The sequence below is a fragment of the Niallia sp. XMNu-256 genome (assembly GCF_036670015.1).
Lineage (GTDB): Bacteria > Bacillota > Bacilli > Bacillales > Cytobacillaceae > Bacillus_BD.
In genome coordinates, this window is record NZ_CP137636.1 from 1,245,167 (window position 1) to 1,271,103 (window position 25,937).

Genomic DNA, 25,937 nt, shown 5'->3' on the forward strand with positions numbered 1-25,937 from the left:
GCCAAACGTACCATCGTCTTAAGCTTGCACTATACAATGCTTGCTTTGATGGAGTTGCTGTCAGAGATATCCGGGTCCAATACCAGAGAGTTTGGCAGTACCGTAGGGGATAAATCTCCATTTTGTTCTCCAAACCCTTGATTTCGTTTATACGAAACAAACTGATCCAGGTGTTGACTAGGGCCGAGATTTACGATTGCCCCATTGTCAATGGCATTAATCTTAATTCCTAAGATATTTATTGATACAGGTGCAAATGGCATGTTATAACTCCTTATGGGTTAGCCGTTTCAAAAGAGGAGTTAGAATCAATTTGGTCTCGGTCATCGACAGCGCTCTTTGTAGCGACAAAATTGGTCCCATCTCCCATGTTTTGGCCTAACCCTTGGTTTTTTTTATCAGAATTATGCCATTCCGCTAATAAATTTTGTCCTACATTTATTGCGGAAGCATTCTCGAATGAATTTACCTTAATGATATTAATATTGATATTAATGTATGGAACAGGACCTCCCATTTAAATCCTCCTAAATAATACGTATTCAGTTACTTTTTTGAATTAGAAAATCCTCGACGTCATGATCAAAAGTCGCGCTTGTTGTGTTGATTCTGAAACACCCGTCAGCTAACTGCTGGCCAAAGCCTTGATTTTTCTTTGCTGATACATTTCTGTTTTGTATTATGGTAGAACTAAAAGATATTGAACTGCAATGATCGATATTATTTAGTTTTATTTCGGTAATATTTACCTTTGTCGGTATAAAGAACATGGGTCATTATCCTTTCTGTGCTTTTATTACGGGTACTTAACTATATGATGGTTATAAATGAAATATGTTTTCAGTTAGTGTGGACGAGCTAAATGGAATGATCGATTTTAAGTTTTAATTTTAGCAGTGAGTGTACATTTTTTTATGAATGATTTAATAAATCGTAAATATCATTATAAATGAGGGCATGTAACGGGATTCATATCGAGCGTTACAAGGGGGTGGATCCATCATGGATATGAATAAGATCTTACAGTGGATGGATTTGGCAAAAAAATACCAAACCGGTGATTTTTGGGATGGGATATTTGATCAATCCTCCTTTGAGGAATTTATGAAAAGCAATGTTGATGGAAATCATTCAGGTGAAACTGCTATGAAAAAAGGGCAGGGAAGAAATTTTCCACAAACAGATATTTACATAACGGATGAGGACGTTTTATTAATAATGGAATTAGCGGGTTACGTAAAAGAAAATATTCAATTATCTGTGTCAGGAACAAGCCTATTAATCAAAGGGAACAATCATGAAATGATCACCGGAGAGCCAGTACAGCAAGAACGATATCATGGCCCCTTTGAACGTGTGATCCAGCTTCCTGAGCCGACATATCCGAATCGAATTCGTGCTAAATTTAATAATGGACTCTTATTTATTTCATATAAACGACAGTTTTTAAAAGAAGAGCGAGTAAATATTGAATAACCGAACGAGTGGAATCATTGGGTTAATAATTTTACTAAGCGTGGGGAGACATGATGTCTATAAAAGGGATGTTCAATCAAAAAGGTCAAAAGAAAAACGAAATTGAGTGGGAAAAACAAATTTTAAGAATCAATGCACTTGAGGTTCAAATTAAAGGCTTATTAGAGTTTGAGAAAAAGTTTCGAACATCAATGTCTATGGACAGAATTGCAGAAAAAAAAGAGCAGAGCCGAGTAAAGAATCAGGGGAAGGAAGCTCAAGTAAAAAGCTTAGAGGATACCCAGAAATTTAAGGAGATCAATAAAAGATTAGCGGAACTAGGACAAAGAGTCTACCAGTTGGAAAACGATAAGGAAGAAAAAGGAACATTGCTCATAAATCCTCTTCCGCAAGAAGAAGAACATAAAGATGATGAACGTTTAATCCATTTAATTCAACAGCTCATTTTAGAAAAGGATACCTTTCATCTCCAAAGGGAAAAAGAATTGATTGAAAAAATCCAGGCTTTAGAAAATCAAATTTCGATAATCAAACTTAAAGTAGAACAATCCAAAATAGATTATAATCAGACACCACCTGAAAATATTGCAACAGTTCAACGTACAAATGAAAAAAGAGACGAGAATGAAGTTTTTTATACGCAGTTGGAAAGGAGAGTACAGATCTTAGAACACAATTTGTTATTGGTTAATGAAGTTCAGGTCAGTTTGTTGAAACGGATGGAGGAACTAATTGAAACAAGCAATGAATTACTGAAACAAATGGACGAAACAGAAGCTTCAATACAGCAGGAAGACCCCATTTGTAAAACATTGTATGTCGATAAACTATATTTAGAAAAATATGAACAAAATAATAACTTCGCACAGCTTGGCATCAAAAATCTTAATGGAGCTTTAAATATTGGTGCAACATATGGGAAAGAAACCATACCGCAGAAAATCACTGAGCAAATAAAAGGGGATATGGCAAAAATGAAGGAAATGAAAGAGGAAATGGAAAATAGTCAATCTAGTATGGACAAGCCAGATGACATGCAGGTTGATGAATCTTCCACCTCAGAGCAAGCCGTCAATCCAACTGAAGAAAATCCTCAATATACTGATATCGTTATTGAGGATGAAGAGACTTAATAGGGCTTCTAAATCCCTGAAGCCCTATTTTTTACCGTATACTTTTGCGATAAGAGTAAAACAATTTGTAACATTAAATTTAGTTAAGGTTGTACATATTTAATCTATAAGGAGTTGTAAATAAACTGAGTTTTGTCTTACCACCAGAAAAATGGGAGCAAAGCTAATCCTACGATTGCCCCTAAAGCGATTCCCCAGCCAAACCCCCCACCACCGTAATAACCATAACCAAAGCCACCTAGATTTCTTCTAGATCTTAGCGGTTGCAGAAATACTCTGTTTGGAGAAACACGATGAATAATTCCTCTATGAACTCTCCCGTCGCGGGTTCTGATCTCAACAGCTCTACCTCTATGTTTGTTACATAAACCATGATAATAACCGAGTGACATAAGTTTCCCTCCATTCTAATTAGTACAAGATATCCTATGCTATTTATTAGAAGTGGTTAAGGACAAACATCCTAGGTTTATAGTGGAAGTGTGTTGTAACTTTATTAATTGATGAGATTAGACAAATGTTTAGGAAACATTTAATTGGTTTCTTACATCATGATCTGTATTTAGACATTTATGCATTGGATTTATTTTTGGGTAGCTCGAGTCAGGCATTAAATGACTCTTTAAAGGGGCTTGTGGATAGGGTGACTTTAGGTTATAGCCCAAAAGTTAAAAAATACGATTTTATCCAATCAAAAAATCGTGTAATGACATAGTCTATTTTATATCGCTTGGAGGTGATTGTATATGAGTGGAGCTGGATACGGATCCGGATCTGGATTTGCTTTGTTAGTAGTGTTATTTATTCTGCTGGTTATTATTGGAGCCTCTTGGTGGGGCTACTAAGACACTAAAAAATCAATAAACACGTTAGGAGCGTTATTATGTTTGGTTGTGGTGGAGTTGGAGGCTATGGATACGGCGGCTATGGCTATGGTGGAGGTTTTAGAGGAGGATTCGCGTTAATAGTAGTTTTATTTATCCTTCTCATTATTGTTGGAGCTACTTTATGGTGTTAAAATAGTCAGAAAGAAAAAAAGATGTCGGGAGTACCGGCATCTTTTTTATGCTTTCTGTTTAATAAATTTTGAGATTATATATAGTGGGAGTTTTGAAAAGATGGGATCTATACGTAACCTTCAAAGAGAAAACTGATTAGAATCGGTGGATAGTAAACCATTTGCAGTGGAATGATTTTTTTCTATATAGTTTTTAACTAAAAAGTAGCCAACAGCGTATCCCGCCAATTTAGGGTATAAAGGGGATCCGTATAATAGCTCGTGGTGTTTAGGGTTTGATTTTAAAATCATTCGGTTCGGAACAATTAAATTTTCCCACATGTGAAGCAACTCTTTGTCCGTATAAAAAGATATCCAAGGGGATAAAAATTCTTCCCCAACCCTTTCACGTACGGTATTTTCAGCTAACCCTTCTAAAATCATCGTATCTAATAATGTGTAGATGCCTTCATGCTTTGGAAAATACGTTAAGCGACAAACATGGTTGTATTCATGTGTTAGCAACGATCTTATTTCCGCCTCGTTATTCTCCTCTGAAATAAACAGAAATAATTTATCCTTAAAGGCTAAACCAGATTTTCCGTTAAACTCAATCTTCATTGTTTCGTTACTTGTATCGGATGGAAAAATAAAAATGGGGATATCTGGACCATTCCACAACCGTTGAAGGTCCTGTGCTTCGTTCTGAACAATCTCCCATACTTGATTATTTTGTAGCTTAATGATTTGATCTTTTCCGTTTGTAAGAGGGGAATACATCCCATGTAGTAATAAATAATCATAAATTTCAGAGGCATAAGCACCATCAAAAAGTCCTCTAACCTTTTCGCACATTTCAACAGGTTGATTATATTCTTCTTGAAGCCAATAATCTGTCCTAATTACTTTCATGCCAATCCCTCCAATTCTTCCTCAATGTAATAAAATATGAAAAGAACAAAAGGGAAGTACCATCTTAATACTAAAAATAAAAAATGAAGTCCAGAGAATATACATAATAAAACATTTAATCAATCCGCCCAAATGCAGGCGGAAGCCCTAACCCAAACCTACTTTTTGAATAGGATATAGCATTAAATAAAGGAGGTATCAATCATGTTTCAGGGGAGACCTAGACGCCCATATCCACCACCACATATGCATCATAGGCGGATCCATCCACGTCAGCAACCAAAAAGACTAAATATTTTGTCCCAGTTTTATGATGCGGAAGGGAAACTAGATATAGAGAAAATGACAAAAACGGCTGAAGATATAAAACAAATTTATAGTCAAATCAGCCCGATCTTTAGCAAGTTGGTTAAAAAGTAAAAACGCATTGTATAGGTGAACTAAACCTTTTTATATAAAAAAATTTACAAGGGTTGGGAGAAAAGGTGAATTACACATATCTAGATTGTTTGGCTTTATTTGGAGTCGGCGGCGCCCATCCAGGTGGTCTGCAATTGACCAAAAAACTTTTATCAAGAGAAAAAATAAATGAACAAACCATTGTACTGGATGTTGGATGTGGTACAGGACAAACTTCTGCCTATATGGCTGAAAAGTATAATTGTAAAATAATCGGTTTAGATAACAATGAAATGATGTTGGAAAAAGCAAGGAAAAGGTTTCAATCTAAAAATCATCCTATTGAAACTAGACTTGGACGTGTCGAAAGTTTGCCGTTTGGTGAGGAATCCTTTGATTTGGTTCTATCTGAATCGGTCGCTGCATTTACAGATGTCTCCAAAACCCTCCCAGAGTTTAGGCGAGTATTGAAAGCGGATGGTGTTTTATTGGCGATTGAAATGGTTCTAGAGGAACAACTACCAGAGGAAGAATTATTCCCAATAACGGAGTTTTATGGAGTTCCTTTGATTCTGACGGAACCGCAGTGGCGTTCCTTTTTTCAAAAGGCAGGTTTCCAGGAAATAAATATAGAGAAATTTCATTTGACAGCCCATGAACCTGACCTTGACAATACTACGGATTTTTCACTTTCTGAGCAGTTGGATGAAGAATTATATAACATCCTGGACCAGCATGAGCAATTCTCAAAAAGATATCAAAATGTACTAAGTTTCCGTGTGTTTAGATGCTGTGTTTGAAGTTCAACGTTCAATTACGTTAAACCATAGCTTTTTTCGAAGTTTAATCCATAAAGGGGTTGAAGCGGAGGATGACAATTAGAAAAGCTACCTACGAAGAGACCCAAGAGATCCTTACCTATTCCCTGGACGTGTTCAAGGAATCCACCATGGGATTAATTGATCTATTGGAAAATCAAGAGCTCACACTGATGGCCTTTTTGGAAGACGGTGGTTATTACCTTGTTTATTCAGAGAATAACGTCTTAAAGGGGTGGATCGGTATTGCCGGTACATGGAGCCACTATAATGGTGAAAGAGTGGGGATGATTTCAGAAGTTTATGTTATTCCCGAATTTCGTAGGGATGGAATCGGGAGACAGTTGTGTTTGGAAGGGATTAATAGGTTGCAAGAACAGGGACTTAATAAAGTACAATTAAATGTATTTGCAGGTAATAAAGCCCGGCAACTTTATCAACAGCTTGGATTCCAAGAAGTTACAACATTAATGGAAAAAAAGTGAATCTGGAGATTACCTTCACCAAAGCAATGGTTAACTTGATCGAGGAAGCGGTTTTTTACTGAATATAGATTTTAACAAATACTGGTAACACAAAAACTTGTCTATGAATAATGTGAAAGGGTAGTAAATTAGAGGAGGGTACGTCATGCAACCATATATGAATCAGAATCCTATTTATGACGAAAGGGACCATGACCATCATCATAAGTGCAAAAAGCATTTATATCAATTTATTCAAGTAGAGTTAAAAGATGGTACCATTTATCAGGGGATTCTTCACAGCTATGATAGAGATAAAATGTATATTCTTATGCCTAAAATGCATCATCAACTTCACCAACACCATCAACACCATCAACATCATCACGAGTCCATTCATATGGAAGATGAGAGCAGCAGCAGACAGTTCTTTCCTTTCTTTGGACCATTTGGATTGTTTGGCTTTCCATTCTTTGGAGTTAGAAGATTTGGCCCGTTTTTCCCGTTTTTTATTTAAATATAACCAAAAAGACTTGCAGAGATTCTGCAAGTCTTTTTGGTTGAGCTGAATGAATATCATAAAATAAATTTAACTAAAGAAAAAAGAGCTTCAAACTTGAGCCCTTTAATCGTCCATAGTTTATAAGTAACTATTTCGTACAGGAAAATACCCGATAGTCCAAAGTTCCATGGTATTTTGCCATAATATAAACATGTTGATTCATAATGGTGTACAGTTCAGGTTTAATATCATTTGAATAAAAGAATTCTGGCGTCACATTCTGTTGGGAGATTGGTTGTACTTGCTTATGGATGTTTATCCCTTTAAACCCAGTCTGTTGTAACAAAGTAATCCAATCACTTTCTAGCAAAAGGGAATCTATTCCGTAAAATTGAGTAATTTCCTTCTCATTACTTGGGTGAACACGTTGATTTATAGTAAGTTCATTAGCAATAAAACGGCCGCCATATTTTAATAATCGGTAAATTTCAGTTAATGATCTTGGTTTATTGACAAATGAAAGAACAGATTCAGAAATGATCATATCAAATGTGTCGTCTTTTAAAGGACAATTATCGATCGACCCTTGAATGATTTCAACCGGTAATTGGTATCTTGCCATTCTCTTTCTAGCTTTTTCGACCATGACAGGGTTAATGTCTATCCCGGTTACAATGGCTCCGTATTGGGCAGCTAAGTAGGCTGCAGTTTGACCAGTACCACAACCAACATCTAAAATGCGAGTAGTGGGGGTGACTTTCTCAGACTTGAATATTTCTAACGTCAGCTCAATTCCCCCTGGATGGGCCCCACCAACACCAAACTTAGACAAGAAATCTAAATAGATTGAGGTCTCAATTCTAACCACCTACTCCCATTTGATTTTAATGAGAAAATTAAATATAATGTCGAAATTAATTTGGTTCTTGCCTTTTTTCCTTTTTATCGGCTTCAAATGAATCGACCATATGCCTCATCCATTTTTCATAAATCTTAGCCTTATGATCGATGATTTGATTAAAGGAACTTTGGTCAGGTAGAAGGGAAAACAAATATGGATCAGGAGCCCCTTGTGTGTCATCTGTATTTACTTCTATAATCCACAGGTTTCCAAGATGGTCCAATCCAAAATCAATTCCTACTTCAGTGAAAAAATGGTATTGATCAAGCATTTGACAAATTTCCATGGATACTGTCTTTAATTTTTCTGTTGAAAATGTATGGTTTGAAGTAGGGAATACGGTAGAAATCACTTCATGGGTTGGTTTAACGGAACCATTACTAATTTCAATATTGGATACGATGGATCCTTTTCCACCAATTCTTATTAAATCACCCGCATAGACCCAGGAACCGTTCATCTCTTTATATAAATGAGACCTGATATCAAATGGTTGATCTTTAAAACGGACTGTTGGAATTCCTCTCTGTATGATGGTGCTTTTATCTTGATAAAATTGCTGGATTTGATGATAGATCTCATTAAAGTCATGAAGAATGATTGCTTCCTGTCCTTGAATCGTCCAAATATAGGAATTTCCGTCTTGTTGAAAGGTACTGATATCTTTTCCACCCCAGGAGTCAATTGGCTTTATATAAAGAAGGGGATATTGGATCAGCATGGAGGACAATGATTCTCTTGAAAATAATTGGGTATCAGGGATTTGGACGTTATTTATGGAGTGACATAATAATAATTTATACATTTCCCATTTGTTAATAAACTCTCTGTTTGGATCCAAAATAGGTGACATGCCATTAATCCCCCCATGATTCCATCAAAGGATTCTCTACAACCTTTGTTATATTATTTTGACTATCTACATAGGCCACCTTCGTTTTTAAATATTTGATTTCTACCTCGGTAAATATTCCTGTGCTTAAAATGATCACAATGTCTCCCTTCGAAAAAAGGTGAGCTGGCGGGCCGTTTAAACAGATAACACCTGAATGTGCCTCTCCAGGAATGGCATAGGTTTTCCAGCGAGTTGCATTGCGGAGATTGGTAATTTGTACGATCTCATATGGCAAGATATCGGCTGCTTTCATGAGTTCTTTATCGATTGTAATGCTTCCAGGATAATTTAAATCGGCCTCTGTTACAGTAGCTCTATGGATTTTGCCTTTACACATATAACGTTGCATCTTAATCCTCCAAAATATAAACTTTTTAACATCTGTATATGAAGTTTCAAAATACAATGTGCCTAGAATGGAAGGAAATCGAAAAATAAATTATTAAAAATTTATAAAATCGGAGGAAGGAATTTTATTAAAAATCTTAGTAATCTATACAAAGAGAGGATTCTAAATAGATATTAGAATCCCCTCAACGTGTGCTGTTTTTTCAAAAAATTAGTACCCGCTCATAAATTGAGTACCAACAATAACCAACAGAATAAAGAGAACGACAATTAAAGCAAAACTAGAACCCTTGCTGTAACCACCGCCGTATCCGCCATCTGACATAATATCTAACCTCCATTTATGAAAGATAACATATTGTATGCAAATTTGATTATGGTGAAATGGACAAGCATGTAATAGGTGAAGCGAAGAGTTAACAAGAATTATCCGACCGTACTTTCAACTTGTTTAAGAAATTGCGGAACAGGTCTATCAAAAAAGGTTGAATTCTATGAAAGGAATTGAAGAATACAGGAAGTAAATTAAATACCCAGAATAGGGTGAAAATTCTGTCGGTAAGAGACTTTCATCCCCCATTGATGGTTAGATGAAGATAGCAGCATGCTGGTCACACAGACGTTGCCGTAGGTGTATTTAGTCTGTATTCAACGTGCTTTTTATTAAGCGCATGGGTCTTTAACATCATTCATGCTATTGCAAAATACGTTCGTAAAAAAATAATTCAAGGATAGGGCTTGTCCAAAAATGGAAAGCAGCAAAATAGAAATGAATCATGGGAAAAAGACTGGATGTGGATTCTGTTTAAGTGTTCGAATCAAATGCTGTGTATGCCAAATGGCAGGAATATTAAAATTTAGGTTTAAAACAGTTTCAATAAAGTGAACTTCTGGAATCTCTTTTTCTTCATTCCAATTACGAAGTGATGTTTCTAATAAGGAAAAATTTTGCGTCCATGCTTTCTTGTCCTCTTTTGTAAATGTGCCAGATTTACTCCATTCATCGATAATCGTATATAAAAAATAAATATCGTTGCCCACTCCATTCAATGTTTTGACAAGGGTTTCACCATCTTGGAGTTGAGATTGGCTTTTGTGTGCAAAGGGGTTAAATTTCAAACTTAATTTTGCTTTTTGAATTTGTTTTTCTGACTCCTGTAATTCTTGATGTATGTAATTGAATTGTTGTTTAAAATAGTTTTGTTGTAAGGCTCCTGCATCAATCCAAGCTGCCAAGGATTTGAGACTTTTCGCTAATAGGTTTGGTAATCCATCCACATGATGAATGGCTTTTTTTGTAAAATTTGGTGGATATACATATTGTAGGATTAGGGCTACCACTACTCCAATAATTGAGTCTCGGACGCGATCTAATCCATAGCCGGATAGTTTATGTTCAAATTCTAGAACAAGCAAAACACTTAGCGCAATTTGATGAAGCGTAGTGCCATTTGCTCTTAAGAAAAAAGGGAAGATAAGACTGACCAACATAATGAGCGCAATTGATAAACCGTTGGCATGTAAAGAGGATGCGAGAATATATACCGATACTCCTCCAATGATCGTTCCTAAAATTCTAGCCACACCGAAACGAATCGATTTAAAAATAGTCGCCTGTAAACAGAGAATAAGTGATATGGGTCCTAAATAGGGATATTTCGAGCCAAAGAAAATAGATAATTCCCATGAAATAGCCGAACCTATTACTATTTTAAGAATGAGGATCCATTTCTCAGGACCAGTTAGTTTTATTTTATTCACGATAATCCTCCTGCTAAAAATCATCCACCATTAGTTTTCATTTTGTTATGTTTTTTATACAAAATTAGGATTAAAGTTAGCTATTTAAATGAAGTCAAAAAAAAGCCGAACGCTAATGGTATCGGCTTTGATTCTATTCTGGTGAAGCTGATTTAGAAATATGTTGTTTTATAGATTAGTAAAATCCGCCGCCACAAAAACTGGCGCCAATGATGATTAAAAGGATAAACAATACGATTAATAAGGCGAAACCTCCGCCTGCGAAACCAACTGCTCCAGACATAAAATCACCTCCTCAGGATTTAGGAGGTATGTGTATGGGTCCATACATACTATGTGCTAAATAGGCAGTTGACACTTTGTATTAATAAAAGTTTTCGAATACCTAGGCAAATTTGAAAAAAGCTTTCGTGAAAAAGGCATTATAGAGGCTTTCATTCAGTGGTTTTTTTGAGATGAACGTTTTCAACAGACCCATTAGATAAGTGATGTTCATTTTCTACAAATTGTTGGACTAAAATAGGGAGTTGTTCCTTTAACGTTTTTTCAAGTTCCCCAACAGTAACGGGTTTTGCATGTCTCATTAACTCATATCCCAGCTGTCCGGTAATCTCAATGGAAGCATTTTTAACATCTGAAGTTGATGAAATGCCTTTTTCTCGTAACTTGGCTTCCAGCTGATCAATGGTTATACGCAACTTTTTCAGGTTGTGGGTTATAACTTTACCCTCCTGAATAACAGGAGTTGGTTTCCCGATGAATAATCTTTCAACCTTTTTGGATTGAGTGGTTAAAAATTGAATAATGAGCAGTAATGATACAAGCGAACATAAAGTTAATATCGTTTTGATTAATCCGGTTTCAGAAATAGCATGGCCTGTTGTTGAGGCAATGGCTAAAATTGTGATAATCTCTAATCCTGACATTTCACTTACTGTTTTTTTTCCTGCAATGCGCAACAAACAAAAACCGATGAATAGTATCGTGATTGCTTCCCAAATGTAGTTCATAGCAGCCCTCAATTTATTTCTTAATGTCTTGATCTTAAATTTCCCTTATTTTTCTTATCTATACTCCTTTGAAGTACTTTTAAAAAGCTTTGTTTTAGGACAAAGACGGATGAAAAGGATTCTATAGTTCGATTAAAATGGAACCTTAATAAGCATTCAAACATAGTGTAATTTATAACTACATTCTATTATGAGTAAGGATTGAGCACAATTGAACCGAAAAAGTACCATTAATCAATTTCAATTAAGTCAAATTACAGTAAATACGATTGATACCGCCTCTGGAATTTTTATTGGGACAAATTATGCACAAAATTGGTCCTCTAAACGAAAAAATAATTATGGTTTTGGGTCGGTAAGTCAATCTAAAGTGTCAAATAATATTAGTTATGTTATCGATGAGGATTGGGTAGATACCCCAATCGAAAATAAACCGTCTATTTTATATGATGGAGATCGAGCGGGAAATGCAAATGAAATTGAGATTGGTGAAATAAACGTCAATGTTTTAGATACAGGTGCTGCTGTTTCAGTGGGAGAAAATGATTTAAATGCATGGAGTGCTCACAGTAAGCGGAATGCAGGTCAAGGAAGGTTCGCGGGAGAAATACAAAATACACAAAACTCTTCTCTTATTTTAGATAGTGATGTAATGGACGCTCAAATGAATGATTATAAAGGACTATTATAAGGCAAAAAAGGAGGAGGATTTATGTGGCCATTGCTTTTACATTAGGTGCAATTAATGTAAATTCCCAACAGACAAATGCAGTCGTCACAGTTGGGGAAAATCAATTACCAGGATGGGCCGCTCACAGGAAGGTAAATAATGGGTATGGTTTCTTTGCTGGAAATGTATTAAACGCGGGGAATATGGCTTCCGTTATCGATCCTGACGGTGTGGATGGAATGATGAATAACCAAAATATTGCTCCGGGAGTACAAAGTCAAGCTCTTTAATGATAGGGCTTGATTTTTTATATGGAATAAGCGGAATGAAAGTTACTAGCTACTAAAACATTAGCATACGAAATGATTAAATTCATATAGATAAATAAAGAGGTTCTTATAGAATGAAAAAAGAATTTCAGTCCTGTAAGGGAGGTTGCAAGAGTGGTAAAACCTCATTTTCACTCTAATCTAAAAGAGACGTTAGGAGAGGACTTTAACGAATTATTATATGAAATTGCCCCTTTTATGGAGCCTCGAATAGATATCTATGAGTCAGATTTATATTTCAACATTTCTGTAGATTTGGCTGGTGCACGTAAAGAAGATCTTTCATTAAAATGTTGTAACAACATGTTGTTGATTGAGGGAATGATCCAAACTGACCACAAGATAGCATCTTATAAAAAAATTCAAAAAGAACGGTTTTATGGTTCTTTTAAAAGAGAAGTTTTACTTCCTAAAAACTGTGAACTTCAACATATACAAGCTATTTTTGAAAATGGAGTTTTATCAATTACCATTCCGTTATTAGAGGGAACAATGAAAAATAAAGATACGAGGTAAAGGAGATTATTGATGACTTCTATTAAACATGGATTTTTAAAAATTGATACTATAACAGCTTCATCAGGATTATTTATTGGAACAAATATTCATCAAGGCCGGACAAGCAAATCCTCTATCAACGAAGGGTTTGGAAAGATAAAAGGAAAGCGAAATAACGTTAAAGGGAATACCGCGATGATCAAGAAAAAAATTTAAAAAGGAATTGGAATGATGGATGAAGAGAAGATGATGAATAAAATTGAAGAATTGGTTGAAAAAATAAAACTACTTGAAACAGCCATTGATAATAAAAGGAATCCCCCTATTATAGTAAAAGTCGATGTTAAGGACCTTCATCTCAACAAATTAACTTTGGAAGAACTAGCCTTTCATCTTGATAAGTTAGATATCAAAGAAATTAGTGGAATGCTCAATCTCGGAAATACTTTTTCTCCTCGAATCCATCCTAAATCAAAAGATAAACAGCCATCATCCAAAGAAAATCGAGAACCTCAAGAAGAGGAGGAAAGAAATGATTTCAATGAAATTCAAGTCACGATTAATTATCAATCAGTGCCTTATACAATAACGGAGGGAAAGGATGAATAAATTTGAAACGATTTTCCCCTTCTTTTTTTATTGGTTCTATTTCGATTGGGACGGTTGAAGGAGCCTCCTGTGTGAACTTTGGGAATAATCTCCCTAGTGGCTTTGTGAATTATAAAAAACATAATCAAGGTTTTGGGTCGATTTCTGGTGATAACAATGATATTTACGACATATTAGCGACACTAGAGGAAAAGGATATCCATGATACGTTCCATTACGATGGATTTAAAGACGAAACATACTCACAGGCTTTACAAGAAATCGAAAACGAAATGTTGAACACAGAAGTAGAAATTGAAGGACAAGAAGAGTCGATGGAAATGGATAATGAAATTGATGAAAGTCCTCGAACTAAGGATCGATGAATTCATAACCATGCATTTTATGGATAGCTCTATTAAATATGAACAGACTAACTCTATATTATTCTTAATAAGGTTTGTTTCATAAAAGGAGCTGGAATACAAGTTGAAAAAGAGGCTATTTATTGCTTTACTATCTGTCATCATGATTTGCTTCACAACCTTAGCAAATCCGATTTATGCCCAAAAAGAGATCACATCGATAAGTAGAGCCGTAGAGAATCAAAATGATCCTGGAATCGTGACCATTTATCTTGTTCGCCATGGTCAAACCATTTTGAATCATACGAACCGTGCTCAAGGTTGGGCGGATGGGCCACTAACTCCTTCTGGTGAAGATTTGATCAAAAGAGTGGGAAAAGGTTTGGCAGACGTTCCGTTTGTTGCAGCTCATTCAAGTGATAGTGGGCGAGCCATACAAACAGCAAAACTGATTTTAGCGGAAAATCAAACGAAGGCAAAGGATTTGCAGCTTAATGAAAATAAAGGATTGCGCGAGGTTTATTTCGGAAAATTTGAAGGAGAAAAAATGAATGTACTTTGGAAACTAGCCGCTACTCATTCGGAGCTAAGGAATGGACGAGAATTTTTCATAAGAAGTGTCAATCCATATAAAGAATTAATCAATATTCTTTCAGAATTGGATGAATCAGGTGAAGCGGAGAGTTATCAGGAATTATCAGACCGTACTTTTAAAGCGTTTAAACAAATTGCGAGTCAAGCCTATCAAAATGGAGGTGGCAATATTTTAGTGGTTTCCCATGGAATCACAATAAATGCCATACTTGAAAAAATGGATGAGAGTAAAGTACCGAAAGAGATTTGTAAAAACGGCAGTGTGACAAAAGTTGAATTTAATGGGAATAATTGGAGAATTCAGGAAGTAAATGAAATGAAATACGCAGAAAATTGACCCGCACTTCTGATGTGCAAGGGTCTTTTGTGTTTTTGTTTTTACTGTATAAAAAATAACTCATGTCGACATAAAAAAAAGCCGAACGCTAAGAGTGTCGGCTTTGATTTTATTCTGGTGGAGCTAATTAATGTAAAAAGATAAATGATCGATTATTAGTAAAACCCTCCGCCACAAAAACTTGCGCCGATGATGATCAATAGAATAAACAATACGATTAATAAGGCGAAACCTCCGCCACACGAACCAGCTGCTCCAGACATAAAATCACCTCCTTCAAAGTTAGGAGGTAAAAGTATGGGTCCATCTATACTATGTGCTACATAGGTATTTGACACTGATTTTTTATAAGTTATGAAGCTTTAAATTATTTGATGTGAATGTCATTACTTGAATAGAAAGGGTGGGTTTATTAAGTTAAAGTGGTAAATATTAGGAAGGGGCAATGCCCCTTCCTGTTATTATTTTTCCACTTCTAAAACTTCTTCAGTTTTAGCGTCGATTTTTATTTCTATATCGGATTCATTATTTCTTTCATATTCAATGGTGTACGTTTGTTTTCCATCATCCGCTTCAAGTTTCCATCCTGTTGGAGAAAGCCCCTCAACTTCAGAACTTCTTGAGGCAATTTCAATTGCTTTTTCCGGATCGATAATAGCTGAAAAATCTAATGAATCATCCCTATTTTTTTCTTTTTCAACGTCATTTTCCTTTATTTCTTTTGTCGTTGCATCAATTTCTGTGTCATATTCATTTGTTGAATCAAAACCATCGATATCATAATGTAATCGACCATCATCGTTATCCAAGTCAATGGATTCGATTTTAGCGTCTGGATGAGCATCATTAAAGATGTTAACGGCCTCCTCTAAAGAGACAGTGGGGTTTGTTATGTCAACGGTTGTGGTTTGGTTTTCCGTATTTGGATTGCTGGAATCTTTAGCTGTATTTGATTCCTTATTTGTATTGTTTGTTGTACTAGCTTCATTCGTAGTATTTGGCTGATTTGCTGTACTCGTATTTTCTTCTGGTTTATCTTGACCACAAGCCGTTAATAACAGTAAAGTGCCTCCAGTTATCATTAGTTTTTTGAACATATTCGATCGCTCCCATTCTTTGATTAATAATTATTCCTATTCTCATTATGTAAAATACCCTTTAATCATACAAAATACGCATTAAAAAATGGTGAGAAACGAATAGGATTTACATTAATTTAACAAATGAATCTATAGATGTTATGAATAAGTACAGCGATAACTGTCTGAATTTTTACAAACGTTAATGGTGGACAACCTATGAAAATCCATTTAATATATCTATAGGTAATAAAATTTTGAAAATTTAAAAAAGAGGAGGATGTTCATTGTTAAAAAAAACAACATTATCAATTTTGCTTGCAGCTAGCCTTTCTGTAGGGGCCACTCCGGCATGGGCTGCACCCGAAGCAAATCTGCCATCCGATCAAGCGTTTGACAATAAAATTGTGAAACGGATTAAAGTAGACAACATTTATAACCATATTGCTAAGCTTTCAGAGAAACCACGTGTTGCCGGAACACCAGGTGAGGACGTCGCGGTGGAATACATAAAAAGTCAATTTGAGTCTTATGGATATGACACGGAAGTGCAACCATTCGAGATTTATAGTTACACAACTCCTAGTTTAATAGAATTAGAAGTTGATGGGATAACCTTTGAACCAGCACCACTCGACTTTAGCTATGGTGTTGATGGAGAGGTTACAGCCGAACTCGTTTATGCGGGTAAAGGAGCACCAAGTGATTTTGAGGGAAAAGATGTACAAGGGAAGATTGCATTAATTGAGCGTGGTGACTTTAGTTTTGCAGTGAAAATCTTAAACGCTGCTAATGCAGGAGCAGCAGGTGTCATTATTTATAACAATGCGACTGGTGTCCTTAATGGAACACTTGGTGAACCTAATGATGATTATGTTCCCGCTGTAGCGATCACAAAAGATCAAGGAGTTGCATTAAAGGAACGTTTGGATAAAGGTGAAACCATAGAAGCCACTTTAAAATTAGAAGGAGCTAAAACAGACCGAGCTATTTCTCATAACGTAGTCGCAACGAAAGAAGCCACTCACAAATCTACCGGTGAAATGATTCTAGTTGGGGCCCATCATGATTCTGTAGATGGAGCACCAGGGGCCAATGATGATGCATCCGGTACAGCGACGGTCCTTGAATTGGCACGTGTATTTGCGAATGCACCAACCGATACGGATATACGTTTTGTCACTTTTGGTGCTGAGGAGAATGGATTATTAGGATCCTATGAATTTGTGGAAAGAATGACAGAAGAAGACTATGAACGCACAGTTGGTATGTTTCAAATGGATATGGTTGGAAGTAAGGGTGCCGGCGACTTAATTATGTACACAAATGATGGTGAGAAAAATATTGTGACGGATTTAGGAGCAGCAGCGGGTGCACGTTTATCCAAGACGGGAGAAGCCACTTCTTATGGAATGGAAGGACGAAGTGACCATGTTCCATTCGCGGAAATTGGACTTCCTGCTGCGTTATTTATCCATGCACCAGTTGAACCATGGTATCATACTCCAGAGGATACGTTAGACAAAATTAGTAAAGAGAAATTAAAGGAAGTATCTAATATTGTTGGCGCTGCTGTTTACCAAGTGGCTCGCCCAGATACTCCAGCATTAGAAAACGCAAAAGTTGCACCAAAAAACGTCGATTATAATTTTGAGGAAAGAGAACTTTAACGATCCCTTGTAGCCCTGCGGTTTTCCAGCAGGGTTTTTTGTATTTAATGGAATAATACATAAGTGAACCCTGTGTCAGTTAGTTGTGGCTGGAAAGGGAGGTGGATTTTATTAAAGCGTAGGGAATTGCATACAGTTTGAGATATACTTTTTCTTATTAAGTAAAAGTTAGACTAGTATGATACAATAGTTTAATGTAATTAACAATTTAAACAGAGGTTTTTAGCTACCCTCTATAAAAAACTAAGGAGGAACAGTTCTGCGCTTCTTTAGTAGAACTGTTTTTTCTATTTTTAAAGGAGTGTTTTTTAATAAAAAATATAAGAACGAATAGATTTCTAGAACAAAAGAGTGATGGTTTTTCTACTTATTTAATATACTTCATTGGTGTGGATAAAATTAAGATACAGAAGTTCGACGAAAAAATTATTTGAAGGAAAGGGGTTGCAGATATGTCTGGATTTCGTATTGTTGAAAAACTCCAAAAGTTTGGTGAAGATATCAAACAGGATCAGCTAAAGTACCATCATAAACGAGTATTGGTCAGTAAAGAATTTACATTTGATGCGGCCCATCATCTTCATGCGTATGAAGGGAAATGTAAAAATTTACATGGACATACTTATAAAGTTGTGTTTGGTATTAGCGGATTTGTTGATGAAATTGGTCTGGTAATAGATTTTGGGGATATCAAGGAGATCTGGAAAGAGGAAATTGAAATATTTCTCGACCATCGTTATCTGAATGAAACGTTGCCGAAAATGAATACTACAGCTGAAAACATGGTTGTTTGGATTTATGAAAAGATGGCAGAATCGTTGAATAATAAGTTAGAAGAATATCAGAGTGCTCGAGTAGAATTTGTACGATTATATGAAACGCCAACAAGCTATGCAGAAGCACGAAGGGAATGGATGGAAGTTGAGTAAAATCCCTGTTATGGAAATATTTGGACCAACTATTCAAGGAGAAGGGATGGTGATCGGGCAAAAAACCATGTTTGTTCGAACAGCCGGTTGTGATTATTCATGTTCCTGGTGTGATTCTAAGTTTACTTGGGATGGTTCGGGCAAAGATTTAATCAAACAAATGGAAGCAGAAGAAATCTGGCAGGAACTTCAATCACTGGCTGGTGACGGTTTTTCCTTTGTAACCATATCTGGCGGAAACCCTGCCTTATTAAAAAACCTAAGTTATTTGGTCGAGCTATTAAAAGAAAAGCGTATAAATATCGGTTTAGAAACCCAGGGAAGCAAGTGGCAGGATTGGTTCTTAGAAATTGATGAGTTAACGATTTCTCCTAAACCACCTAGCTCTGGGATGATTACTGATTTTGATGCTCTTGATCACATTATCGATAAGCTAAATGCAGAGAACCCGAGACAAAATACGAGTTTGAAGGTCGTTGTGTTTGATGATCAAGATTACCACTATGCGAAAAATATGCATCTTCGTTATCCGCAAATCCCATTTTTTCTGCAGGCAGGTAATAGCGATATTCAAACAACGGACAATACCGAACTATTATTGCAATTAATCCAGAAATATGAGTGGTTAATTAATAAAACGATGTTAGATAACGAGCTAAGAAATGTGAAAGTCTTACCTCAGCTTCACACTTATGTTTGGGGAAATAAGCAGGGTGTTTAATGAAATAGGGGACGTTCCCATGATCCATTAAATTGTGATGAAGATGACCACACGATCATTAGCATTTGCTTACGCAATTATTTTACCTTTACTAAGTATTAGGAGAATAGAAAAACCGTCCCTTAGTAGGAGACGGTTTTTGTGTTCCAAAACGGTGTTAACGGGGTAGAGAAGAACGGTCCTCATGTTATGTGTTAATCGAAGTATCTTATACTAAACGCTCATCTTTAACTTTTTTCTAATTCTAAAAGGCTAAGATCACGGGATAATCTTTTACTTTTCTTCAAGAGTTTTTTATTTTGTGCAACTAATTCTTTTAATTCCTTATTAAGTTGAGAAAGTTCATTATTGATCGAATCAAGTTTCTCGTATAAAGAGGCTGACTCGGTACTATCTACTCGTAATAAAGATGTGTTTTCAGTCGTATTTTCTTGTTTTTGAGAGGTTTGAGGTGCTGTTTCTTCTAGTATTTGGTGTGATATAGGTGCCGCATTTTCTTGTTTCTCAGCATCTGGAGAAATAAGATTTTTAGAACTCCGATCAACCGCAGCCGGTTCTGTTACAGAATTAAGCAAAGATTCATTTTTTAGTAAATTTGTTAATAAACTGCTAGCCAAATCATTGAAAATATTATTGTCTAAATTAATATTGCTATTGTTTACATTCTTTTCATTGTTGTTCTCATTCATTAAGATAACCACCTTTTTATTTAAATAAACAAGTTCAGAACTCCTATTAACTTATGTCCATTAAATAAAAAAGTAGTGTGCTAATACCCTATGTAAAGAGTATTTTTTCGTTTATCAAGAAATGTACCATTTTGAATAATAAAACCTAGAAGATGTTAAGAAAGGACAAGCATGGACAAATGGTATATAAAAATTCAAAATGGGTTGTCCGATTTAAAGAAATTTGTGAAGGATGAGATATTGGAATATTAAAAAATCCACAGGGATGACAGCGAAGTAGTTAATATTTTGTTTAGAAGACGGTACAATTCCATCAACACTAATTTGACACATGTTATTTTTAAATTATTTTAATTGATGGGATGGGAGAGGTAAAAGATATATTGAATAATCTTATTCAACATGTAGACAATCCCCAATCTTTTATAAGATTGGGGACGTCTATACACACCGAGGGAGCGGTTCTTGTCTGCGTTTTTTAATCTCTCATGGATCCTGCTTCCCGAGAAGTCATCGCACCTTGTCCTTCGTTTACATCTTTTTGGATTTCTTGTTTTACTTTTTGTGGATCTGTTCCGGCAAACCCTGGTTCCATAATAGAGCTTAGATTTTCTTTTGCGTTTTGATCACGCTGCATATAAACCCTCCTTTATTTCTTGTTTCATTGTTATTATTTACAAGCTCACATTAATTATGTTTTAGATTTGGACCGGTCGGTAAAACACAAATGATCCTAAATTATTACAGCCAATATAAACCACACGATCATAATCAATTGGATCAATACTTTAGCTATACTCCCGCCTAAAAAGCCAATGATCGTAGCAAAACCAATTTTTATAGCCTTTATGCCGTCTTTCTGAAGAATAAATTCTGTAACAAAAACTGACAAAAATGGAACGAGAATAATCCCAAAAGGAGGGAAGATAAATGAACCAACAATGGTAGCTATCGCTGCAAGTCTCTCCGAGGTTTTTGAACCACCATATCTTTTCACGAAATAACTGTTGGCAATGATGTCTGACCCAATTAAAACTGCACTTAAAACCACCATACTGATCCAGAACCATAGAGATAACTCATTCGGATTAATGAGAAATTGATAAACAATAAATCCGCCCCAAATGGTTACAATCGAAGGAATCAATGGATAGATGATCCCTACAAAACTTAAGACAAATAAGACGATTATTAATCCCCACCATAATAATTCCATTGGCAAAAACTCGCTTTCTATATAAAATTTTATCAATTATGCCAGTTGTTAATCCTCCTTTTTCCAAAACTTTGAAAGAAAGGAGTAGGTTTGATCCATAAACTCATCAAAGGGAGCGGAATGAATGCTCCTATGATTATATGTTTTTCGAATTGTTTCAATTATAAGGTGTGGCACAGGTTTCCCCTTAATAAAAGGGTAATACAGATCATATGCCTTTTTCAAATGCTCCCATCTCATATCATTTCCCGGCTTCACATATTCGGAAACATCAATGATTTTTGCTCTGCCATTTTGCAGTAAAATATTTTTCAAGTGGATGTCCCGTGGGTTTAACCCTTTTTGACGTACATATTCCCTTGCTTGATCGACATCTTCAATTACTTCATTTGGAATCGGAATGCCTTGCAGTAAACAATCATATAAATTGATTCCTTCTTCAAAGCTTAGAACAAGATAATTATCTTTATAGCCAAAGCAGGTTGAAAAATAGGGGGAGTCCCCTAACTTTTCATAGACTTCTGTCTCGATTTGAACCTTTTGGACTCTATCATTTGCATACATTTTAAATGCGTAATCTGGAACATCAATGGACTGAAATACAGCTGCGTCCGTACCAATACCAATACACCTTAAATGATCTGACGTTCCATGGACGGATACAGGTTCGTTATTTGGATTTGATGAAACTGAAATTTTCGACAAGTGTTTATCAGCAAATATCCACTCCTCTCTCATTAGACACATCTCCTTTATAAAAGTTGTCACTTAATCCCGTTAATTACATTCCTTTTGTTTTCTTTTCTATCTCTTTTGTAGATTGATATATATTTTTATTATAAAAATATATAATTTCTAGGAAACTAATACATAAAATGAGCCAAAAACCTCCAGCCATGTAGCCTGCGATGACATCAGTAGGATAATGTACCCCTAAGTAAATACGACTCATTCCGATTAATAAGATAATGATACTAAAAAAAGTGGCCAAGCCTATCTTTGAAAGAGGATGGAACTTACTGCGTATCACTAAATAGATCAAAAATCCGTAATAAGTCATGCTGCCCATGGAATGACCACTAGGAAAACTGAATCCGTCCGCCTCGATGATTCGATTGATCGTTGGACGTTCTCGTTCAAAAAAGTTCTTTAATGATAGATTTAATAGACCACCTCCAGCCACAGTAATGAAGTAAAATAGCATTCCCCATTGATTTTTACGGTTTAGCCAAATCATACTAATCATGAGAAGAAGACCTAGCATTAACTTGGATCCCAATTCTGTTATAAAAATCATGAAAGTATCCATTGCTGGCGATGCATACAATCTGATGGTCTCAATCACTCTTTGATCAAATAAAAATGACCCTTTTTCCATTAGATCATAGGATAAAAGAATAAATGTGTATAAACAAGCAATGGAAAATAACATGCCCGTCATTCCCAAAATTGTAGGGGAGAGAGCGAATCCCTTTAAACGTTTTCGAAGCAATGTAGATTAAACCTCCTAACTATCTTTACAAATATTAATGACTTCATGAAAGTGAAAAAGACCTTTACTTTTAGTAGTAAAGGTCTTTAAAAAAATAAAAGACCCTTACCAACTATACTGGTAAAGGTCTCGCTAACAATGGACATTGCTAACAAAGCCGAGGACTCTCGTCCCGGAATGACGACTTTGTTATTAAAGCTACTCCCCTTTGGAGGATTATAGATAAATATATTACTTTTATTATAACGGTGTTTTATTTAAAAATCAAAAAAAATTAAGAGGAGAGAGGTACCATGTTTCGGTGCGTATGTTAATCTCCTCCGCAACCACCGCCATCCCCACCACTGTCACTACTACCAGAATGGTCATTGCAAGAATCACCTGTATTTGATGCACCAAGAAACCACCAGCTACTAGTATGGTCCGATGAGGTGTCATGATTATTTTTCATGGTTTTTTTATCTTTACGAGAGACTGCAATAATTACGATGATGGATAAAAGAATTAAAAAAGCAAGGAAGAAAATCCATTCCATTGACAACATCCTTTCCAATTCTCATTATACAATGAATTTTCAAAATGGAATGTAAATATTTGGTTAATGACTTTATACGACTCTTAATTTATATTTATCAACCTAAACAATCGGCTATAGCTTCAGCGTGTTAAAGTAAAAAGGTTTTAATATTCCTAGTTTTCCTATATTATATACTATAGATATAGTGGAAACCTATTGTTAATGAGGAAGTAAGAGGAGAGACATATGAATAGTTTGGAAAAATCAAATACTGAGATTAAGAGTCGTTCTTTTGAAGGTGTATCAAATTATTTAAATAAAATGAAGGGTGAATCGAGAAGTGAAGTGAAGTTTGATTATATCGATTCACTCATTTCTGCGACAGGTGTTTTTCTAGCTGTTAGTATCATCTGTTTGTTAGCTGTTTACTTCAATTATCCGATGGTCATTGGTCCTTTAGGGGCAAGTTGTGTTCTTGTCTTTATTGCACATAGCGGCCCTTTATCTCAGCCAAGGCAAGTAATTGGAGGACATATCCTTTCCACTATTACAGGTTTACTCATTTGGAGTATATTCGGAAAAAGCTTATTTATTATTATGATATCTTTAGTGGTTGTTTTAATTCTGATGTCACTCACAAATACCATTCATCCACCTGCAGCAGCAAGTGCTCTCGTAGCGATCAACTTTGAAACAGGCTGGGGATACCTCATCCCCATTATCATTGGAGTTCTCTTCCTTGTTTTACTAGCTATACTTTATAATAATCTATTTCATAATAGACAATATCCAAAATATTGGTTATAACCCCGTAATCGGGGCGTCACTGTGACCGCGCAAAATTCGGGGCGTACAGTGACTACGGAGTGGGGACCGCGGAGTTACCGCGCAATCAAATTTGTTTTTCAAACAGGACAAAGCGATCATTGTATTTCATGATTCGTTGGAGGAGGATCACATTGATGATTAAGATTACGAGTGAGATGATTAGAGTTACTTGTGCTCCTACGATGAATAATCCACTTGTTTGACCAATAAGCATGGCAATGACAGGTAGGATGATGATGCCACTGATATTCTGGGCTTCTTGATACGTTTTGACACGGGAGGAAATAAAAATATTGATTAAAACTGTCATCAACGTAACCATCGGAGAGAGGCATATAATCAATGCCAGCCAATTCGTTGATGGAAAAATCATCGCTCCAAATATTGGATAACCCATTGAGTTGATTAGAATTCCACTAAAGATGAAGCTCACAATCGAAACGAGAAACGAAGGAATAAATGAAGCAATCATTTTACTAACGAAAAGGGTTTTAATCGATACGGGTGAAAGGAGCAAACTTTCAAGCGTTCTTCGTTCTTTTTCACCAACGAAGCTATTTGCAGCAACCGTACTTGCCGTAATAATTGGGACTAATAAGAACAATGATGGTAATAAATAATTAATAAACAAGTAAAGGAATTGCTGCTCAATTGAATCAAAGGGAAGGGCGCTCCCATTCATTTGCCCTAAAAAGGATTCAACTAATTTTGAAGCGTCGGCACCGGCAACTTTTTCTAAATCGAATAGTAAGGCACTTCCTAATAGAATAGCAGGGAAGATGACGGAAAAAACAATCGGAATCACGATCAATGTAGAAAATAAATTCTTACTGCGATAAATGTCTCTTAGATCCTTTTTGACAATGGCTTTCATCATTCGATTATTCATGGATTTTTTCCCTCACTTTGAAATAAATTGATTCAAGGCCATTATTCATAATGGTAACAGAGTAAATGTCATTGCTTTTTAGTATTTCCCTAAGTAAAAATGGAATTTGACCCTTCGAGGGGAGAGTAAAGGTAACTGTATGATCATCCTGTTGTTTACATGGCAACCCTAAGAATGTTTTTTCTATTGATTTAAAATTCGTAAGAACGTTGATCACAACATCTTTAATATACTTTTCCTCCAGTTGTATCAATGAACCTTGCTCAACAACGGTTTGATTTTCAAGAAAAGCGAAGGAGTCACAAATCGGTTCTAATTGGTGCAGGACGTGTGAACAAATAATGATGGTTGTGTCATTTTCCTCGTTATATTTTTTCAAATAAGATAAAACCATCTGAATTCCATCTGGGTCCAGCCCGTTAGTTGGTTCATCTAAAAACAGCAATTGAGGTTCATGCAACAACGCTTTCCCGAGTGCTAGTCTTTTTTTCATCCCAGTACTATAAGTGCCCACCGCTTTATCCTTATGCTCTTCTAAATCAAAGAGCTGTAATAATTCACTGATTTTATTTTTATCTTGGACATCATATAATTCGGAAAAGAAGGCTAAATTTTCTTCTCCACTCATTTGATGATACAATCCCGCGCTTTCTGTTACGATTCCGGATGCTTTTCGGATGTCGTCTCCAACCTTTATAGGGTTGAATCCGAGAATGGATATCGATCCGTTGTCAGGCTTCAGAACCCCATTTAAAATCCGAATAAACGTTGTTTTTCCTGCTCCATTTGGCCCTAATAAACCAACGATCTCTCCTTTATTTACAGTGAAATTTATATCGCGTAAAACCATCTGATCGCCAAATGATTTTGTTACACCTTTAACCTTAATGACTGGCTCCATAGACTTCCC

40 protein-coding genes are annotated in these 25,937 nt (G+C 35.8%); 19 read left to right on the forward strand and 21 right to left on the reverse strand.

The window, feature by feature from the left end; translation table 11 throughout:
• Positions 1–29: 29 nt before the first annotated feature.
• Together R4Z10_RS06340 and R4Z10_RS06345 are read right to left on the reverse strand one after the other, a co-directional pair.
• Complete coding sequence (locus tag R4Z10_RS06340) at positions 30–263, reverse strand: hypothetical protein (RefSeq protein ID WP_338472361.1); 234 nt, start codon at positions 261–263, stop codon at positions 30–32.
• Positions 264–274: 11 nt separating this feature from the next.
• On the reverse strand, positions 275–517 hold the full coding sequence (locus R4Z10_RS06345; protein ID WP_338472362.1) for a hypothetical protein: 243 nt from the start codon (positions 515–517) through the stop codon (positions 275–277).
• Between the two features lie 485 nt (positions 518–1,002).
• Between R4Z10_RS06345 and R4Z10_RS06350 the strand changes: the two genes are divergently transcribed.
• The gene (locus tag R4Z10_RS06350; RefSeq protein WP_338472363.1) at positions 1,003–1,476 is read left to right on the forward strand and encodes an Hsp20/alpha crystallin family protein; all 474 of its coding nucleotides are present in this window, start codon (positions 1,003–1,005) and stop codon (positions 1,474–1,476) included.
• Between the two features lie 53 nt (positions 1,477–1,529).
• Positions 1,530–2,609, forward strand: coding sequence for a hypothetical protein (locus R4Z10_RS06355; protein WP_338472364.1), 1,080 nt, complete (start codon positions 1,530–1,532; stop codon positions 2,607–2,609).
• 137 nt (positions 2,610–2,746) lie between these two features.
• On the opposite strand, the gene R4Z10_RS06360 is transcribed toward R4Z10_RS06355, so the two are convergent.
• Positions 2,747–3,001 (reverse strand): hypothetical protein, encoded by a 255-nt coding sequence (locus tag R4Z10_RS06360; protein WP_338472365.1) that lies wholly within the window; start codon positions 2,999–3,001, stop codon positions 2,747–2,749.
• Positions 3,002–3,355: 354 nt separating this feature from the next.
• On the opposite strand from R4Z10_RS06360, the gene R4Z10_RS06365 reads away from it, so the two are divergent.
• Positions 3,356–3,454, forward strand: coding sequence for a YjcZ family sporulation protein (locus R4Z10_RS06365; protein ID WP_338472366.1), 99 nt, complete (start codon positions 3,356–3,358; stop codon positions 3,452–3,454).
• Positions 3,455–3,492: 38 nt separating this feature from the next.
• Complete coding sequence (locus R4Z10_RS06370; RefSeq protein WP_338472367.1) at positions 3,493–3,627, forward strand: YjcZ family sporulation protein; 135 nt, start codon at positions 3,493–3,495, stop codon at positions 3,625–3,627.
• Between the two features lie 120 nt (positions 3,628–3,747).
• On the opposite strand, the gene R4Z10_RS06375 is transcribed toward R4Z10_RS06370, so the two are convergent.
• The gene (locus R4Z10_RS06375; RefSeq protein ID WP_338472368.1) at positions 3,748–4,518 is read right to left on the reverse strand and encodes a DUF2268 domain-containing protein; all 771 of its coding nucleotides are present in this window, start codon (positions 4,516–4,518) and stop codon (positions 3,748–3,750) included.
• Positions 4,519–4,722: 204 nt separating this feature from the next.
• Between R4Z10_RS06375 and R4Z10_RS06380 the strand changes: the two genes are divergently transcribed.
• The 4 genes from R4Z10_RS06380 (at position 4,723) to R4Z10_RS06395 (ending at position 6,716) form a co-directional block, all read left to right on the forward strand.
• Positions 4,723–4,938 carry a YppG family protein gene (locus R4Z10_RS06380; RefSeq protein ID WP_338472369.1) on the forward strand — a complete coding sequence of 72 codons (216 nt, stop codon included), beginning with the start codon at positions 4,723–4,725 and terminating at the stop codon, positions 4,936–4,938.
• 65 nt (positions 4,939–5,003) lie between these two features.
• Positions 5,004–5,717 carry a class I SAM-dependent methyltransferase gene (locus tag R4Z10_RS06385; RefSeq protein ID WP_338472370.1) on the forward strand — a complete coding sequence of 238 codons (714 nt, stop codon included), beginning with the start codon at positions 5,004–5,006 and terminating at the stop codon, positions 5,715–5,717.
• Positions 5,718–5,788: 71 nt separating this feature from the next.
• Positions 5,789–6,220: a GNAT family N-acetyltransferase gene (locus R4Z10_RS06390; protein WP_338472371.1), complete on the forward strand. Its 432-nt coding sequence runs from the start codon at positions 5,789–5,791 to the stop codon at positions 6,218–6,220.
• A gap of 145 nt (positions 6,221–6,365) precedes the next feature.
• Positions 6,366–6,716 carry a hypothetical protein gene (locus R4Z10_RS06395; RefSeq protein ID WP_338472372.1) on the forward strand — a complete coding sequence of 117 codons (351 nt, stop codon included), beginning with the start codon at positions 6,366–6,368 and terminating at the stop codon, positions 6,714–6,716.
• Between the two features lie 133 nt (positions 6,717–6,849).
• Here R4Z10_RS06395 and R4Z10_RS06400 read toward each other — a convergent pair whose 3' ends face one another.
• The 7 genes from R4Z10_RS06400 to R4Z10_RS06430 all read right to left on the reverse strand — a co-directional run bounded on the left by R4Z10_RS06400 (position 6,850) and on the right by R4Z10_RS06430 (position 11,616).
• Positions 6,850–7,533, reverse strand: a complete 684-nt coding sequence (locus R4Z10_RS06400; RefSeq protein WP_338472373.1) for a class I SAM-dependent methyltransferase — start codon at positions 7,531–7,533, stop codon at positions 6,850–6,852.
• A gap of 82 nt (positions 7,534–7,615) precedes the next feature.
• On the reverse strand, positions 7,616–8,455 hold the full coding sequence (locus R4Z10_RS06405) for a YheC/YheD family protein (RefSeq protein ID WP_338472374.1): 840 nt from the start codon (positions 8,453–8,455) through the stop codon (positions 7,616–7,618).
• Between the two features lie 4 nt (positions 8,456–8,459).
• A complete protein-coding gene (gene panD, locus R4Z10_RS06410) occupies positions 8,460–8,846 on the reverse strand; it encodes an aspartate 1-decarboxylase (protein ID WP_338472375.1) in 387 nt (128 codons plus the stop codon).
• 210 nt (positions 8,847–9,056) lie between these two features.
• Positions 9,057–9,170: a YjcZ family sporulation protein gene (locus R4Z10_RS06415; RefSeq protein WP_338472376.1), complete on the reverse strand. Its 114-nt coding sequence runs from the start codon at positions 9,168–9,170 to the stop codon at positions 9,057–9,059.
• Positions 9,171–9,619: 449 nt separating this feature from the next.
• Positions 9,620–10,606, reverse strand: coding sequence for an FUSC family protein (locus tag R4Z10_RS06420; RefSeq protein ID WP_338472377.1), 987 nt, complete (start codon positions 10,604–10,606; stop codon positions 9,620–9,622).
• Between the two features lie 175 nt (positions 10,607–10,781).
• The gene (locus tag R4Z10_RS06425; RefSeq protein WP_338472378.1) at positions 10,782–10,889 is read right to left on the reverse strand and encodes a YjcZ family sporulation protein; all 108 of its coding nucleotides are present in this window, start codon (positions 10,887–10,889) and stop codon (positions 10,782–10,784) included.
• Between the two features lie 151 nt (positions 10,890–11,040).
• Positions 11,041–11,616 (reverse strand): YetF domain-containing protein, encoded by a 576-nt coding sequence (locus R4Z10_RS06430; protein ID WP_338472379.1) that lies wholly within the window; start codon positions 11,614–11,616, stop codon positions 11,041–11,043.
• A gap of 211 nt (positions 11,617–11,827) precedes the next feature.
• Here R4Z10_RS06430 and R4Z10_RS06435 point away from each other — a divergent pair, with 211 nt between their 5' ends.
• The 7 genes from R4Z10_RS06435 (at position 11,828) to R4Z10_RS06465 (ending at position 14,997) form a co-directional block, all read left to right on the forward strand.
• Positions 11,828–12,307, forward strand: a complete 480-nt coding sequence (locus tag R4Z10_RS06435) for a hypothetical protein (RefSeq protein ID WP_338472380.1) — start codon at positions 11,828–11,830, stop codon at positions 12,305–12,307.
• A gap of 23 nt (positions 12,308–12,330) precedes the next feature.
• Positions 12,331–12,576 carry a hypothetical protein gene (locus R4Z10_RS06440; protein ID WP_338472381.1) on the forward strand — a complete coding sequence of 82 codons (246 nt, stop codon included), beginning with the start codon at positions 12,331–12,333 and terminating at the stop codon, positions 12,574–12,576.
• A gap of 153 nt (positions 12,577–12,729) precedes the next feature.
• Entirely contained in the window at positions 12,730–13,131 is a 402-nt protein-coding gene (locus R4Z10_RS06445) for an Hsp20/alpha crystallin family protein (RefSeq protein ID WP_338472382.1), read from the forward strand.
• A gap of 12 nt (positions 13,132–13,143) precedes the next feature.
• On the forward strand, positions 13,144–13,329 hold the full coding sequence (locus R4Z10_RS06450; protein WP_338472383.1) for a hypothetical protein: 186 nt from the start codon (positions 13,144–13,146) through the stop codon (positions 13,327–13,329).
• 33 nt (positions 13,330–13,362) lie between these two features.
• Positions 13,363–13,722: a hypothetical protein gene (locus tag R4Z10_RS06455; protein ID WP_338472384.1), complete on the forward strand. Its 360-nt coding sequence runs from the start codon at positions 13,363–13,365 to the stop codon at positions 13,720–13,722.
• Positions 13,723–13,724: 2 nt separating this feature from the next.
• A complete protein-coding gene (locus tag R4Z10_RS06460) occupies positions 13,725–14,087 on the forward strand; it encodes a hypothetical protein (protein ID WP_338472385.1) in 363 nt (120 codons plus the stop codon).
• A gap of 103 nt (positions 14,088–14,190) precedes the next feature.
• Positions 14,191–14,997 (forward strand): histidine phosphatase family protein, encoded by an 807-nt coding sequence (locus tag R4Z10_RS06465; protein ID WP_338472386.1) that lies wholly within the window; start codon positions 14,191–14,193, stop codon positions 14,995–14,997.
• A gap of 155 nt (positions 14,998–15,152) precedes the next feature.
• Here R4Z10_RS06465 and R4Z10_RS06470 read toward each other — a convergent pair whose 3' ends face one another.
• Together R4Z10_RS06470 and R4Z10_RS06475 are read right to left on the reverse strand one after the other, a co-directional pair.
• Positions 15,153–15,260: a YjcZ family sporulation protein gene (locus tag R4Z10_RS06470; protein WP_338472387.1), complete on the reverse strand. Its 108-nt coding sequence runs from the start codon at positions 15,258–15,260 to the stop codon at positions 15,153–15,155.
• A 198-nt stretch (positions 15,261–15,458) separates the two neighbouring features.
• Positions 15,459–16,094, reverse strand: a complete 636-nt coding sequence (locus R4Z10_RS06475; protein WP_338472388.1) for a PepSY domain-containing protein — start codon at positions 16,092–16,094, stop codon at positions 15,459–15,461.
• A 269-nt stretch (positions 16,095–16,363) separates the two neighbouring features.
• Between R4Z10_RS06475 and R4Z10_RS06480 the strand changes: the two genes are divergently transcribed.
• The 3 genes from R4Z10_RS06480 (at position 16,364) to queE (ending at position 19,396) form a co-directional block, all read left to right on the forward strand.
• Complete coding sequence (locus R4Z10_RS06480; protein WP_338472389.1) at positions 16,364–17,746, forward strand: M28 family peptidase; 1,383 nt, start codon at positions 16,364–16,366, stop codon at positions 17,744–17,746.
• Positions 17,747–18,198: 452 nt separating this feature from the next.
• Entirely contained in the window at positions 18,199–18,675 is a 477-nt protein-coding gene (queD, locus tag R4Z10_RS06485; protein ID WP_338472390.1) for a 6-carboxytetrahydropterin synthase QueD, read from the forward strand.
• Entirely contained in the window at positions 18,668–19,396 is a 729-nt protein-coding gene (gene queE, locus R4Z10_RS06490; protein ID WP_338473173.1) for a 7-carboxy-7-deazaguanine synthase QueE, read from the forward strand. The genes queD and queE overlap by 8 nt, the downstream gene beginning before the upstream one ends.
• Before the next feature lie 227 nt (positions 19,397–19,623).
• Here queE and R4Z10_RS06495 read toward each other — a convergent pair whose 3' ends face one another.
• From R4Z10_RS06495 to R4Z10_RS06520, 6 genes are all read right to left on the reverse strand, one after another.
• Entirely contained in the window at positions 19,624–20,085 is a 462-nt protein-coding gene (locus R4Z10_RS06495; protein ID WP_338472391.1) for a hypothetical protein, read from the reverse strand.
• A gap of 478 nt (positions 20,086–20,563) precedes the next feature.
• A complete protein-coding gene (locus R4Z10_RS06500; protein WP_338472392.1) occupies positions 20,564–20,722 on the reverse strand; it encodes a hypothetical protein in 159 nt (52 codons plus the stop codon).
• Between the two features lie 96 nt (positions 20,723–20,818).
• Complete coding sequence (locus R4Z10_RS06505; protein WP_338472393.1) at positions 20,819–21,301, reverse strand: DUF456 family protein; 483 nt, start codon at positions 21,299–21,301, stop codon at positions 20,819–20,821.
• A 48-nt stretch (positions 21,302–21,349) separates the two neighbouring features.
• Positions 21,350–22,039 carry a serine/threonine protein kinase gene (locus R4Z10_RS06510; RefSeq protein ID WP_338472394.1) on the reverse strand — a complete coding sequence of 230 codons (690 nt, stop codon included), beginning with the start codon at positions 22,037–22,039 and terminating at the stop codon, positions 21,350–21,352.
• 43 nt (positions 22,040–22,082) lie between these two features.
• Positions 22,083–22,793, reverse strand: coding sequence for a phosphatase PAP2 family protein (locus R4Z10_RS06515; RefSeq protein ID WP_338472395.1), 711 nt, complete (start codon positions 22,791–22,793; stop codon positions 22,083–22,085).
• Between the two features lie 310 nt (positions 22,794–23,103).
• Positions 23,104–23,334: a hypothetical protein gene (locus tag R4Z10_RS06520; protein WP_338472396.1), complete on the reverse strand. Its 231-nt coding sequence runs from the start codon at positions 23,332–23,334 to the stop codon at positions 23,104–23,106.
• 222 nt (positions 23,335–23,556) lie between these two features.
• On the opposite strand from R4Z10_RS06520, the gene R4Z10_RS06525 reads away from it, so the two are divergent.
• Positions 23,557–24,117 (forward strand): HPP family protein, encoded by a 561-nt coding sequence (locus R4Z10_RS06525; RefSeq protein WP_338472397.1) that lies wholly within the window; start codon positions 23,557–23,559, stop codon positions 24,115–24,117.
• Positions 24,118–24,202: 85 nt separating this feature from the next.
• On the opposite strand, the gene R4Z10_RS06530 is transcribed toward R4Z10_RS06525, so the two are convergent.
• Together R4Z10_RS06530 and R4Z10_RS06535 are read right to left on the reverse strand one after the other, a co-directional pair.
• Positions 24,203–25,027 carry an ABC transporter permease subunit gene (locus R4Z10_RS06530; RefSeq protein ID WP_338472398.1) on the reverse strand — a complete coding sequence of 275 codons (825 nt, stop codon included), beginning with the start codon at positions 25,025–25,027 and terminating at the stop codon, positions 24,203–24,205.
• On the reverse strand, positions 25,020–25,928 hold the full coding sequence (locus R4Z10_RS06535) for an ABC transporter ATP-binding protein (protein ID WP_338472399.1): 909 nt from the start codon (positions 25,926–25,928) through the stop codon (positions 25,020–25,022). The genes R4Z10_RS06530 and R4Z10_RS06535 overlap by 8 nt, the downstream gene beginning before the upstream one ends.
• Between the last annotated feature and the right edge of the window lie 9 nt (positions 25,929–25,937).